The sequence below is a fragment of the Flagellimonas onchidii genome, assembly GCF_004804315.1.
In the GTDB taxonomy this organism is placed as follows: domain Bacteria; phylum Bacteroidota; class Bacteroidia; order Flavobacteriales; family Flavobacteriaceae; genus Flagellimonas; species Flagellimonas onchidii.
Window position 1 is genome coordinate 86,454 of the sequence record NZ_SRXX01000004.1, and the last position, 13,870, is coordinate 100,323.

Annotated in this window: 12 protein-coding genes; 1 reads left to right on the top strand and 11 read right to left on the bottom strand. The window is 38.2% G+C overall.

What is annotated here, in order from left to right:
* Nucleotides 1–28 precede the first annotated feature (28 nt).
* Nucleotides 29–418, top strand: a complete 390-nt coding sequence (locus E4661_RS05660; protein WP_136465858.1) for a DUF983 domain-containing protein — start codon at nt 29–31, stop codon at nt 416–418.
* Here E4661_RS05660 and E4661_RS05665 read toward each other — a convergent pair.
* The 11 genes from E4661_RS05665 to topA all read right to left on the bottom strand — a co-directional run bounded on the left by E4661_RS05665 (nt 406) and on the right by topA (nt 13,811).
* Nucleotides 406–1,461 carry an NAD(P)/FAD-dependent oxidoreductase gene (locus tag E4661_RS05665; RefSeq protein WP_136465859.1) on the bottom strand — a complete coding sequence of 352 codons (1,056 nt, stop codon included), beginning with the start codon at nt 1,459–1,461 and terminating at the stop codon, nt 406–408. The genes E4661_RS05660 and E4661_RS05665 overlap by 13 nt on opposite strands.
* A 164-nt stretch (nt 1,462–1,625) precedes the next feature.
* A complete protein-coding gene (locus tag E4661_RS05670; protein ID WP_136465860.1) occupies nt 1,626–2,861 on the bottom strand; it encodes a hypothetical protein in 1,236 nt (411 codons plus the stop codon).
* An 87-nt stretch (nt 2,862–2,948) separates the two neighbouring features.
* The gene (locus E4661_RS19255) at nt 2,949–3,137 is read right to left on the bottom strand and encodes a hypothetical protein (RefSeq protein WP_205728925.1); all 189 of its coding nucleotides are present in this window, start codon (nt 3,135–3,137) and stop codon (nt 2,949–2,951) included.
* Between the two features lie 221 nt (nt 3,138–3,358).
* A complete protein-coding gene (locus tag E4661_RS05675) occupies nt 3,359–4,087 on the bottom strand; it encodes a hypothetical protein (protein ID WP_136465861.1) in 729 nt (242 codons plus the stop codon).
* A 476-nt stretch (nt 4,088–4,563) separates the two neighbouring features.
* Nucleotides 4,564–4,803 carry a hypothetical protein gene (locus E4661_RS19260; RefSeq protein ID WP_205728926.1) on the bottom strand — a complete coding sequence of 80 codons (240 nt, stop codon included), beginning with the start codon at nt 4,801–4,803 and terminating at the stop codon, nt 4,564–4,566.
* Nucleotides 4,804–5,368: 565 nt separating this feature from the next.
* The gene (porN, locus tag E4661_RS05685) at nt 5,369–6,271 is read right to left on the bottom strand and encodes a type IX secretion system ring subunit PorN/GldN (RefSeq protein ID WP_136465863.1); all 903 of its coding nucleotides are present in this window, start codon (nt 6,269–6,271) and stop codon (nt 5,369–5,371) included.
* Nucleotides 6,272–6,294: 23 nt separating this feature from the next.
* A complete protein-coding gene (porM, locus tag E4661_RS05690) occupies nt 6,295–7,866 on the bottom strand; it encodes a type IX secretion system motor protein PorM/GldM (RefSeq protein ID WP_136465864.1) in 1,572 nt (523 codons plus the stop codon).
* A 65-nt stretch (nt 7,867–7,931) separates the two neighbouring features.
* Nucleotides 7,932–8,582 carry a type IX secretion system motor protein PorL/GldL gene (gene porL, locus E4661_RS05695; RefSeq protein ID WP_136465865.1) on the bottom strand — a complete coding sequence of 217 codons (651 nt, stop codon included), beginning with the start codon at nt 8,580–8,582 and terminating at the stop codon, nt 7,932–7,934.
* Nucleotides 8,583–8,659: 77 nt separating this feature from the next.
* Complete coding sequence (gene porK / locus E4661_RS05700; RefSeq protein ID WP_136465866.1) at nt 8,660–10,039, bottom strand: T9SS ring complex lipoprotein PorK/GldK; 1,380 nt, start codon at nt 10,037–10,039, stop codon at nt 8,660–8,662.
* Between the two features lie 121 nt (nt 10,040–10,160).
* Nucleotides 10,161–11,318, bottom strand: coding sequence for a formimidoylglutamase (locus E4661_RS05705; RefSeq protein ID WP_136465867.1), 1,158 nt, complete (start codon nt 11,316–11,318; stop codon nt 10,161–10,163).
* A 3-nt stretch (nt 11,319–11,321) separates the two neighbouring features.
* Complete coding sequence (gene topA / locus E4661_RS05710) at nt 11,322–13,811, bottom strand: type I DNA topoisomerase (RefSeq protein WP_136465868.1); 2,490 nt, start codon at nt 13,809–13,811, stop codon at nt 11,322–11,324.
* Nucleotides 13,812–13,870 lie beyond the last annotated feature (59 nt).

Here is a 13,870-nt window from a genome sequence, read left to right on the forward strand (position 1 = left end):
TCCGTAATTTTGCACAAAATCGCTGCAAATGTTAAAAAAAGGAAACAAACTCTACAGTATTTTAACAGGAAGTTGTCCTAAATGCCATCAGGAGAGCATGTACACCAATAAGAACCCTTATATGCTATCACAGCTTTTTAACATGCATGAAAGATGTTCGCATTGCGATACCAAATACAAAATAGAGCCTTCTTTTTTTTATGGTTCGATGTATGTAAGTTATGCTGTCGGGATAGCATTTGCAACAGCGGCCTTTGTAATAGCATTTGTGATTTTCGGGGCTTCTCTGGTAAGTACCTTTATAGCGATTGTGTTGACGCTAGTTGTTTTTTTGCCGGTAATCATTCGTTTATCAAGAAATATTTGGATCAACTTCTTTTTTAAATACGAACCAGAGACACAAAATCAATTGGAATAATACTTTTTGGTAAATCTATCGATATTGATTTCCGAGTCGAGTTCATTGCCCGTTTCAATATAATCGAACAATTGTTCAGAAGCGTAGGGCGCTATCATTACTCCCCGTGAGCCAAAACCATTTAAAACGTACATGTTTTTGTGTTCCGGATGTTGGCCCACCAAAGGTCTTCTATCCACAACAGTAGGTCTTATTCCCGCTACGTGGTTCACAATTTCAAAGTCACATTGGAGAAAGGTTTTCAATTTTTCTAGAAGCTCATTTTTAGCATCTTCGGTAGGCATATTGGTTTTATCTTTCCATTTGTACGTTGCTCCCACTAAGTATAAATCATCTCCCAAAGGAATGGTAAAAACCGAAGATTTGACAACTCTGGTTTCCTTATAATCCGGGGCTTTTATGGTAAGTAACTCTCCTTTGGTGCCATTTAATGGTAAATAGTTGAAAAAGGGACTGTTTTTAAGCCCGTAGCCTGTGGCAAAAACAATTTGCTTGGCTTTTATCGATTTATAGGAAATATGGTCATTAAAGGCTTCAGAACAAGAAAAATCAAAAGTTTCCTTTTGCAAAAGCCCATTTTGCTCTAAGTATTCGCCATACGAAGCAATTAAAGTGTTTGTATGTATGCGCCCTGTGTGCTTTACTTCACCAAAACCAAAAGGAGCATCAATACTGGGGTTTTCGTTTTTAATGATGTTAGTGGACAAGAAATAATCAAGTCCAGGTTTATCCGCAGCCTCAAACCATGTGTTTTGCTCTTCGATAGAGGCAAACTTTCTGAGTACAGGAATTTTCTCATCCAATTTGACGTTCAACTTCCTTTCCAATCCTTGGTAAAATGGCATTGCTTTTTCCAGTTGCTCTTTGGCCTTCCACGCCATGGTAAACCTTTTCAGAATAACAGGGTTATAAAGCCCCCCGGCAACCAACGAAGCTTGTTGGGAATTATCAGATATTACTCTAAAGGACTTGCCCTCAGCTTCTAATTTTTCACAAAAGGAAATTCCGGCCAATCCAAGGCCTACAACTAAATAGTCAACCATGGTGCAAAAGTAGGCATCTCGGGTAGATGTTGAATATAGTGTCCACGGGTTGACACGAATTACACTAATTGTCACGAATGTTGGGTGGTGGGTGAAGGGCAATGAACTTTTGGTTTTACCATTTGATCGTATTACACATGGCCTAGGTTATATATTCGGCATTGTCAGTAAAATAGATAATTCCCTTTGTTGTCTGTTCTGTATTTAGAAATGTTAACTTCTTCATTCTTTTTTGCCTTAAAGCAACAGGAATAATTCATCTTAACATTATAAACAATCGTACCCTTAAACTTAATTGTAGACTCATAATAAGGAATTCGTCTACCCCCATATCCTACATCCATATTGGAAGAAAAATCAATAAATGTCAGGTTATCAATATCCTTTTCTCCACAGAAAATATACATATAAATTGCGTAGATGCTTGATGAACTCACATAAGCCATGAGCCAAGTGATAAACATATAAAAAAGAGCAAGCAGTGATTCAAAAAACAATCCATCCCAGCTAAATTCTTTTTCCCATTTATGAGTAAATAGCACCAGTCCAACAAAAACTATAGGAAGAGCCTTCCAATACAAAAATGGTAGATGTAGCCATTTGACAGTAATTGCTCTCATTTTTATTTTAAAGAAGATGCTTAAGCAAAAAAGGAACAAAAAGTAAAACCATACATAATAATCACTAAAGGAGAAATAAAACAAAGGAACAATTAAAAACACAAAAGATTCATATCCACCATAAATGGCCAAAGCGAACAATAAAATGATTCCTAAACTGAAAAAGACCGAGCTAACCACAAAGCTATTGAACAATAATAAAGGATTTGTTTTTACCCAAATTGCAGTTTGATCATCAAGATTTAACTTAATATATTTTGGTGTAAAATAAGATGAATGGAATTGGATATTCAGACCGGAATTAGACTTGTAATATCCTTTATATTCTGACGATTTGTAGAAATTGATATTATCCCCGAAAGCGTATTCTGAAAAAATCAAATCTGTATTATGAAATTTAATATGTTTTGCATTTTGAATGGATTGTGCTTCTGCAAGGGATTGATTTATATAAAATGAACTGATACTATTTTTTAATTCACTATGATTTTCTTCTTTGCATCTAATTTCACAAAATATGTCATAGGTTAATCCCCAAAAATTATTCCTGTGAAAAGAGTTGACTTCTGTTTGGTAAGACCTTAATTCAAATAATCCAGCATTTATCCATTGATGATTCTCTTCTTTTGGAAAACTTTCCCAAGGGTTAGGGTTAAGAATTGTTTTCTCGTCTTTTATATCATATTGATAATAAATGTTTAGAACAAGACAAATTCCAAATACTAATAAAATTATTCTTTGAAGTAAATTTAAACTTGAAAGCATTCTAAATTTATTCAATTTCTGTTTGTTGCTGACACACAACTAAAAAGGATGTAAATCCGTTTTAATGATTCTTTGGCACGATACTGAAACACTGAAATAAATTCAGTGCGGGTAAGTGAAGCTATAGGTTTCGGGACTGAAAAGCCCACCGAAATTGACGGATGCCTGTTTTGAATTGACAAATGAGAGGAAAAAATTGGTTTTGAGTTCTTTTCTTTTGCGCAAGATTTCTGATTTTTCACAGAAGGAAATACCAGCCAAACCTAGGCCTATTACCAAATAATTACGCATAGTGCGTTGGTTTATTTGCGGATTGACACGAATTGCACCAATTGTCACGAATGTTGGGTGTTCGATGAAGGATGCTGAATCGCCTATTGATTGACAGGTTTTTCTTTTCTTTTTTTGAGTCAAAAATGCTAGAACGGGAGGGATTGCGCTTATCGGTTTGACAAAAATACGAATTTACGACACAGCTCAAATTATGGATTTTGGCTAGTGTTATAGCTATCTTACGTGCTATATGTGACGTTCCATTTTATTGAATCATCCAAGAAATTGTACAACTTCATAATTTCTTTTGTAGGATTATTGGTTGAATCAACTTCTTTTTCGAAGTCAATAAAAAAGATTTTGCCATTTCTATTATCAATAAAATGTCCATGATAACCATATTCTTTCTTAGACGGAATCAGCGTCTGTTTATATGGCTCTAAAACATTCCGAAGTTTATCCATTTCTGAATTGTTGAGAAAAGCGTACGCTCTGTATCTGAATCGCGCATGTGTAAAAGAGGAGTGAGTAATGACATAACAGCATTCTATTTTTTTAATCACAAAAGAATAATATGTCCACATAACACCACCAGGCCCAAATTGGAAAGCCATTTCTATATCCTTATCATCTTTATAATATTTAATAAAGTCGGAATTGCTAGCGTGGTAATTATTCGGAACATAATCATTCCAATAAGGTGTGAATTTAGTTGTATCTGGGCTTTCGATGTCTCTAAACCAAAGCAATCTATTTTCTTCTGATGAAAGAGAATATAAACTGCCTGGAATAAACGAATTAGTATCGTATTTATCGATTGACAAATAATCTTGGGAAAGAATTGTTTCTTTTACCCTTATTGTGTCGCAAGAACAGTTATCTAGACTTTCTGATAAACTGCTCGATGAGTTGGGGCAACTCAGACTCAAAATGAATAATCCAACACAAAGTGATATTATGGTTTTCATTAGTTATAAAGCTATAAGCTAAAAATTGTTTTAATGATTGTTTAGCAACCGATAAGTGAAGTTATAGCTATCGGGATTAAAAATCCACCCAAATTGACGGATGCCCATTTTGAATTGACGAATGAGAGGAAAAAATTGGTTTTGGGTTCCTTTCCTTTGCATAAGGCTTCAAATTTTTGGCGAAAGAAAATACCAGCCAAACCTAGGCCTATTACCAAATAATTACGCATAGTGCGTTGGTTTATTTGCGGATTGACACGAATTACACTAATTGTCACGAATGTTGGGTGGTGGGTGAAGGATGAAAGGTATAGGTCTCGCTTTTTCTTTTTGTGGTCAAAATGTGTCTAAATGAAAGGGCTGCACTTATAAGTCTAGTATAACCGTTAGTCACAGGTTTATATTTGTCGATTTCTGATTTAGTACTGACATTCGCGATACCCGGGTGGATTTAGACGTAATCAAATCTACAGTGATTACAACAACACTTTTTTGTTTGCAGTTATTCGCTTATTCAATTCTTTTATTATCGCAATTTTATCTCCAATAGACAAAAAACTGTTTATATATACAATTGGATAGTTGTTACCATCTTTTGTTTTAATTTTTATAAAACATTCCCCAAATAGTCCTTTTCGGTTTTTCACTTCACTTATTTTCCTGAGCAATATTTCTTTAGTTATTGTTGCATGCTTATCAAATTCAATATGTATCATTTTTTTTTGATTTATTATACAAATTGGCTTTCTATTTCGTACGCTTCTAAAAAATAAGTTTGCAAGGACAAATGATAAAAGGACAGGAAAAGTAGATACAAATAGAAAAATTCCTATCCTTTCAATTGAATCCAAATTACTTATAAAGTCTTTCAGAAAAAGTAAGGTGAAAACTAAACTTGTCAGAAAGCAAATGCCCAAAAAAATACTTAAGAGTATTGAGCTTTTTTTAGAATGATAAAATCTAATTTCGTTTACATCCATTTTTTAAGCTAAAAATCGTTTTAATGATTCTTTGGCACGATACTGAAACACTGAAATAAATTCAGTGTGGGTAAGTGAAGCTATAGGTTTCGGGACTGAAAAGCCCGCCGAAATTGACGGATGCCTGTTTTGAATTGACGAATGAGAAGGATAACCCTTTCCGTCCACTAAAGCGGACACCTTTCTTCCCTTTGACTGCGCTCAGGGTGACAGCGAAAGGAACATTTAACACATGTAATAAAAAACGCCGCACATTTGTGCGGCGTCTGTATGATTTGAATTGGAAATTTTAATCTTTGGCTTAGTAAGCCCACATATCTTGCTCCCTGTCTCGGATAACCTCTTTGATTCTTTTGGCTTCCAATAATTGGAACAAGGCATTGTCGAAAACGTAGTCATCAATCTCACGGTCACCGTGAACATTGTCTTCCTTATAGATTACTCCATTGAAACGACGAGCGTTCAACAGCATATCATAAGAAATTGGTCTGGCGGAGTTGCGCTGGTTATACACCTTTGCATCGTGTAGAATTTGTCTTGCGGCTGGATACCAGACCCAAAACAATTCTACTTTATTCTCACCAGGATCTACGGATTCGTCATCGATAAAGTTTACATCGGGAGCTACCGGAGCTATACCCAATAGCCGGTATTTTAACTCTCCCTGACGCTTATCGAAGTACCAAATACCCTTTATACGATATTCTTCAATATCAGCTGCGTTCAAATCTCTTTGGTTGATAAATTCCGCAGAAATCTGTTCCCCAGCATTCAATTGCTCATATCCGAGGTCGGTAGTATCGACTTTGCTCAATGTAGCGGTTAAATCCTCAAACTTTCGCTTTTCAGTGAAGTATGAGTCCGTGTATACCTCGGTCAGTTTTCCATTTTTGATGTTCTTCATCAAAACATGGTACAATGACCTTCTATCCGCTCCAATACCTATGGTATCGGTTGGGTAGTATAATGGAAAATTAACACGCTCATCCAAGTCAATCACCTCCCACACGGTTTTGGACCAAAGGATATCCCTATCATCCACATAACCATACTTTAGGGGAGCATCATTGTCTTGCTCTATTTGAGCTTCGGTCTTTTTCCCAATATCATCTGGCAATTTGGCGTTCAAAATATTCGCCTGAGCCATTATTGATACTGGTAATAAGCTTAAAGCTCCAATTAAAAATGCATTTTTCCAATTCATGATTTACTAACTTCTATACTTTATTAGTTTGTAAGCTCCACAACTACAGGAGATACTTTTTTCAACTTGTATGTTCTGTTGTTGGTAATGTAAGCTTGTATGTCAAATACTTGAACGGCATCACCTCTTCTAGCTCTTTTCAAAGCAGATTTAGCTTGGCTGTTCAACTTGTTTCCTTTTACTACGATGGTAGGCTGACCTGGCACCTTGAACTTAAATCCGTTAACGGCTAGGTTCAAGTCAAAATCAAAGTCTTCCAACATTGCACCGACAGTAGAAATCTCAAGGTTTCTTCTTGGCATTTTAACACTACCAGCCTCACCACGTATGGTACCACCTGGTCTTGGGATATCTTTAATCCTAAATTCGGATTTGGTAGAGATGCCTTGACCATCAGGTAGTGTACCTGAAGCTGTAATGGTAACTGTTCTTCCTTTACCAGGATTCATAATGTAGTTGCTACCGCTTCTTCTTGTTAAACCAGTTGCTCTTGCATTGACTTTGTTATCTGGAATACCAGGGATTGAGATTGTCATTGGGTTAGCAACTCCACGATACACAACATTCATCTTGTCAGCAGAGATTACCGCAGCATTAGGTTTAGTGATTGTAGCAAAAGTGTTGTTCACTTCAACAGGAATCTCCTCACCATCTTGCATAAAGAACATGGTACCTGAAATAGTATGATCACCAGCTGAACCAGCACTGATCAACATTTTGATTCCACCTTCTTCCAAAACATAATCCTTTCCATCCGTCAAGTTTCTGCCATCCAATTTTAACTCAGCTCTAACTGGCTTTGAAGAGTTATCCGTCTTACTGATAATAATTTTACCATCGTACTTCTCACCAGCATAGAATGCCGATTTAGAAGCATCAAGGGAAGTAGCAAAGTTTTTCAAAGAAACTGCTTCGGTAAGGTTACCTTCGAGTAGTCCTTTCAATACTTCTTGCTCAGTGGACATAATGTCCGCTTGTAGTTGCGTAACTTTTGTCAACGAAGCTACCAATGGGTAACCCTCAAAGTGATAGTTCATCCAATCTACCAGGACATCATCTCTTTGTCTTTTAACCTTACCATTCGCATCACCAGTTTCAAAACGGGTTTGAACAGCACTCTTGATCTCAGACATGTTTTCTGGAAGCGCAGCAGATATTTTTTCCCTATAATTGGTCACGTTATCCAAGAACTTTTTACCTTCGGGCTTTAGATTATCTCCTTGAAAAAATAGGTTGTCCAAATAGTCTGACTTGTCCATAACAACATAGTTGTTAGGGTCTTCTTGATCGGCCAACATACCCTTTTTCAACTCCTCCAAGTACTCATAGTACTCTAGGGATAATTTTTGAACTATTTGAGCCTTTTCATACAAAGGACCGTACTTTATCGCATCTTCAGATGCCTTGGTCCCAAGACCTTCAAAATAGGCTAAATTGTTTGCTTCGGCTTTTTCGTTAGAAGTCTCCAGCTTGGCATTCATCAATCCGAATGCGGCCAGTACTTCCTTACTCATATTTAATGCCAACATCGCGATGAAGATCAAGTACATAAGGTTGATCATCTTCTGACGTGGGGTTTCTTTTCCTGATGCCATGTTATTTTCTAATTAGAATTAATAATTAATTTGATCTGGGGTTTGGTATATCAATTAAACCCTAATTAGTTTTTGCTCATGGCAGAAAGCATACCTCCGTAAACTCCGTTCAATGAAGAAAGGTTGGTAGCCAAAGATTCCATTTGCTCTTTAAGAGCGCCTGCGTTCTGCACCACTTCTTCGTTGATAGAAGCTTGACGGCTAGCACTTTCCAATTGTACTTTGTACAAGCTGTTCAAAGATTCCATTTGAGCGGCTGCATGAGACAACTCTTCAGAGTACTTCTTAGTGTGTTGGATAGCATCTGTAGTTGGAGCGATACCCTTAGCTGCACCTTCAAAATTCTTGATGCTATCTCCTAAACTTGTGAAAAGCTCAGAATCGATATTCGCTTCTTTTAATAGATCATCCAATTTTCTGGAAAGAAGACCTTCAGCTTCCTTAGCTTGCTTAGCGTCATTCTTGTTTCCTTTAGCTTGACCGTTTGCCAATTCAGGATAAACCAAAGACCAATCGTACTCGTCATCTACTGGTTCAAACGCAGAGATGGCGAAGATCAATGCTTCAGTAATAAGTCCAATAGCAAGTAATATTCCACCGTTCAGTGGTCCGAATTCCCAGTGAAGGATCTTAAATAATGCACCAATAATTACTACCGATGCTCCAAGCCCGTAGGCCATGTTAAACAGCTTTTTTGTTGATTTTGACTGTGCCATAATTCTAGTTTTAATTAAGTTATATAAATAAGTATTTGGTTACTATGTTTATATAATGTTCTCTCTCTCTTTTGCAATTAGTTTGGAAGTCCCTGACCTTTAGTGGAATCTTCTTCGCCCATGTAATCTTGAACGGTTCTGAATCCGATATAGCTTCGGGCAGAGTCTTGGTATTCATAATCCCTGGTACTTACTTGCAAGAAATAAGCAACATCTTTCCAAGATCCTCCTCTAATTACTTTTCTCTGATTTTGACCTGACCCAATATTCGGATTCATGGTCGACAGGTATTCGTAGGCTCCTTGATCAAAGCTAGAGCTTGTCCACTCAGCTACGTTACCGGCCATGTTGTAAAGGTTGTACTCATTGGGCTCATAAGATTTTGCCTCTACTGTATACAAAGCAGCATCAGCAGCATAATCTCCACGTTGTGGTTTAAAATTGGCCATAAAACAACCTGTATCACTTATCACATATGGTCCACCCCAAGGATATGTACCTCCTTCGATACCACCTCTTGCGGCATACTCCCATTCGGCTTCGGTGGGCAATCTAAACTGATTCACAAATTGCTTACCACGACTTTTTTGGTCATCGTTCTTGAATTTGGTTCTCCAGTTACAAAATGCCTTGGCCTGCATCCAGTTCACCCCAACTACAGGGTAATCACTGTACGCATCGTGCCAGAAGTAATCATTGTGCATGGGTTCATTATAAGAATATTCAAAATCCTTAATCCAAACCGTGGTGTCAGGATAGATTTCCAATTCTTCTTGCTTGATAAAGTCTTTTCTTCGTCCTGTTTTGGCCCTTGCCGCTGCTTCAATGTCCATCCAGCTGTATTTGTATTTCAACTGGGTAACATCTATTGTGCGCAAACCATTGTAGCTCTCTTCTTCAGCGATATATAGGGAATCCATAACCTCTGCATAGTATTCATCTGGGTATTCAGAGGTATCCCATACCAAATCAACATCTGTATTCAATGCTCTTCCTTCGTATCCTGTTTCACCAAGACCTGCATAATTATCGAGCATATATTTTTCGTAAACGGAGATTTTGGTGGTATCGGTATCCTTGAATCCATATTCACCTATACCTTCATCCTCTGGTCCAAAACCGAGTTCATCAGCCAAGATGGCCAATTTAGTTCTAGTAATAGAATCTTTCACCCACTCCACAAACTGTCGATACTCACTATTTGTGATTTCCGTATCATCCATATAAAAGGAACGTACGGTAACGGTTCTTGTAGGGGCGTTCAATACTTTTGCCTGATCCTCTTCAGCTTTACCCATAACAAAGGAGCCTCGGGGAATCAGTTCCATCCCATAGGGTTTTTCCGGGTACCATTTTTTTCCCTTGACCCCGACCAGTTCACCTTTTGAATTTGAATTTGAACCGCAACTTGCGAGTAAAAAAACAAATGCTATTGATGAAAAGAATAGCTTTCTCATACTTTAGGTTAAATTTTCGATTTAAGATTATAAACTGTGCTACACAAATTCATTATTCATCAAAACTGATTTTTGAACAATTTATTGTGTAAAAACACTTAATGCTTAAAATTTAGTTTATTTAGTTAAAGCCCTTTCTGTAGGCCTTATACCACCTTTCTGGAATGTTCTGGTTGCAAGCAGCCAAATAGTCCCCTTCGGTGCAAGGTAATAACGCCACCGAATTTGTTTTAGTATGTTCAGGCAAAATTGAAGGAACTTCTACCCACCAACGTTCGGTAACATGACTCTTGTAGAAGACGAGTTCTTCGGTATCAGTTGGCACTGTGAATTTGGTAAAGTCCTCACTTTTAGAGCTTGGGAATTCTTTGACCCTAAAACTGATGCCTTCAATAAAATACCATATGATTTGCGCAATCATTTGAAATGTCTGTGAAGAATTTTCAGCTTCATAAATTCCGAACAAGGAAACTTTATCGCTTATTCCGGCATAGCGTGCAATGGCACAAATTTCCCTTCCGGTAAATCCATTGGGCGAAAAATTAGGGTGTAACCCCATCTCCCCTGCCCGGATGGCTCTAAGGTCCAAACTCACAATATGGGAATTTCTTAGCACCGGTTCTGCAAGTTCTATGTTGGCAGCAATCTCTCCCAATCGGTAAGCATCAAAGAAAAGACGTTCCATTAAGTCCATCTCTTCCTGGGCATTAAAATAACTTTGATAACCAATATTGGAAAAATTATACAGGTTATTGGGTTTATCTGTGATGATTTTGGACATATAGGAATGAGATGAAATCAGTTCATCATCCTCTCCAAAATCGAATCGGCTATCTATAGATACCAGATTGACCATATCCCTAATACCGTCGAAAGCCCTGTAAGCTGGAAATGTAATGTCTTGTGTGGCTCCTATAATAATAGGTATGATATTCTCTTCCAGAAGCCCAGCCACAATTTCCTTGACCACAAAGTAAGTATCCTCAACCGTATCACCTTCTTCCACATCACCAATATCCAAAATGGTCGAGTTCCAGTTGCCCATCATTAACCGATAGAGTTGAATACGAATTTCATTCAAATCCAGTTTCTCGGTTTTTTTCTCGAATGCGTTTCTGGATTCTTGCACCCCAAATATGGCAACCGTAGCATTGGCAAAGACCGGAAGTCCTTTTTTCTCGGTATGTTTATGAATGTTCTTGCCAAGTGCCTGGGGCGGCAATAATTCTGAAAATGCCAGGACTTTTTTCTTGACGGGAATCAAAAAATCGAATGCCATCTCTTATTTTTTTGCCTTTGCTTTGGCTTTTGTTTTTTTCTTAGGACTTTTCTTTTCTATAAGTGCTTGTGCTTCTTCCAAGGATATTTTAGTTGCGTCCACATCTTTGGACAACTCAACCTTAATTCGTCCCTTGATAATATTGTGCCTGCCCCAACGAGCTTTTTCTATTCTGATTTTTTCCTCGGGCCATTCCTGCACCAGTTTTTCGGCCTCTTTGATTTTCTTAGCTTCAATCAGCTCGTTGATGTCCGATTGTGAAAGATGGTCAAAATCGTACTTTTTGTTCACATTGATGAACATCCCGTCCCATTTTATGAAAGGTCCAAAACGACCCACACCTTTGGTTACTTCTTTTCCTTCGTAGGTAGCAATAGGTGCATCAGCCTTTTGTTTTTCTTTAATCAACTCAATGGCACGGTCCATATCTACATCAAAGGCACTTTCGCCCTTGGCCAAGGAAATAAATTTCTTGCCAAACCGTACATAAGGCCCGAAGCGGCCTACGTTGGCTTCTACCTCTTCGCCTTCATAAGTTCCCAACTTTCTTGGGAGTTCAAAAAGCTCCATAGCTTCTTCAAAGGTTATGGTAGTAATAGATTGCTCTGGCAACAGACTGGCAAACAAAGGTTTTTCCTCTTCATCCACCGTGCCTATTTGAACCATAGGGCCAAAACGACCCAATCTGGCAGCAACCTGTCTTCCGGATTTGGGATCAGTCCCCAAGACACGTTCACCACTAGCACGATCAGCGTTTTCCTCAACATCCAAAACATTGGGGTGGAAATCTTTGTAGAAATCCTTCATCATCTTTTGCCAATCTTCATCTCCTGTAGCAATTTCATCAAAATTCTCTTCAACCTTGGCAGTAAAGTTATAATCCAATATGGTTTTGAAGTTGCTTACCAAGAAATCGTTGACAATCATACCAATATCGGTAGGAACCAGTTTTCCTTTATCGGAACCTATCATTTCTGAAAGTTGCTTTTCGGCAAAATTTCCTGCTTCAAGAACCAATTGTACATATTTGCGCTCCGTGCCTTCCACGGTACCTTTTTCCACATATCCTCTATTTTGAATCGTGGATATGGTCGGGGCGTAAGTGGATGGTCTTCCGATTCCCAATTCTTCCAATTTTTTTACCAAAGATGCTTCGGTATATCTGTATGGTGGCCTTGAGAAACGTTCGGTTGCCGTAATGAAATTATTTTGCAACGCCTCTCCAACGGCAAGTGCCGGAAGCATTCCTTCTTGTTCCTCTACCCTATCCTCTTCATCGATTCCTTCCAAATATACTTTTAGAAACCCATCGAACTTCACTACCTCACCCGTTGCGACAAATAATTCGTTATGTGAGGTTGACTTTACCTTAACATTGGTACGCTCTAATTGTGCATCGCTCATTTGGGAAGCCAAAGTTCTTTTCCAAATCAGTTCATACAATTTTGCCTGATCACGCTCCAAAGAAGGTGATGACAATTTCATATCCGTAGGTCTAATGGCCTCGTGCGCTTCTTGTGCGCCTTTTGATTTGCCCGTATAGTTACGAACCTTGCTGTAAGACTCGCCATAGTTATTTATAATGGCATCCTTAGCAGCATTTAAAGCTTCATTGGACAGGTTTACACTATCCGTTCTCATATAGGTAATGAGACCTGCTTCATACAATCGCTGCGCGACCTGCATGGTACGACTCACCGAGAAAAACAATTTCCGCGAGGCTTCTTGTTGCAAGGTTGATGTCGTAAATGGTGGTGCTGGTGATTTTTTGGCCGGCTTTTTATCCAAATTTGCTACGGAAAAATCGGCTCCTATATTTTGTTTGAGAAATGATTCTGCAGCTTCTTTCGTGTCAAATGTCTTGTTCAGCTTTGCAGAAAAAACACTCCCATTGTTTGTTTTGAACTCGGCTCGTATCCTGAAGGAAGCTTCAGGAGTAAACACCTCAATCTCCCTTTCTCGCTCAACAATCAATCTTACCGCAACCGATTGTACACGTCCCGCAGATAATCCCGGCTTAATTTTTTTCCAAAGTACCGGTGAAAGTTCATACCCTACGAGTCGATCTAAAACTCTTCTGGCCTGTTGCGCATTTACCAAATTATAATTGATCTCCCTTGGGTTTTCAATTGCTTTTTGAATAGCCGATTTGGTAATGGAGTTGAAAACAATCCGCTTGGTCTTGTCCCTATCCAATTTAAGAGCTTCGGCCAAATGCCAAGAAATAGCTTCTCCCTCTCGGTCTTCATCACTTGCCAACCATATGGTCTCAGATTTTTGGGCAAGATCTTTCAGTTTTTTGACCAAGGCCTTCTTTTCCTTATCAACTATATATTTTGGCTTAAAATCATTATCTACATCTACGCCAAGCTCTTTGGATGGGAGGTCTACAATATGTCCGAAACTGGATTCAACTTGGTAGTCCTTTCCCAAAAAACGCTCTATGGTCTTTGCCTTTGCAGGTGACTCAACTATTACTAAATTCTTAGGCATGCATTGGATTTTGAGGTAACAAAAGTATATGAATTTTTCGATTTCGGATTTTTTATCAA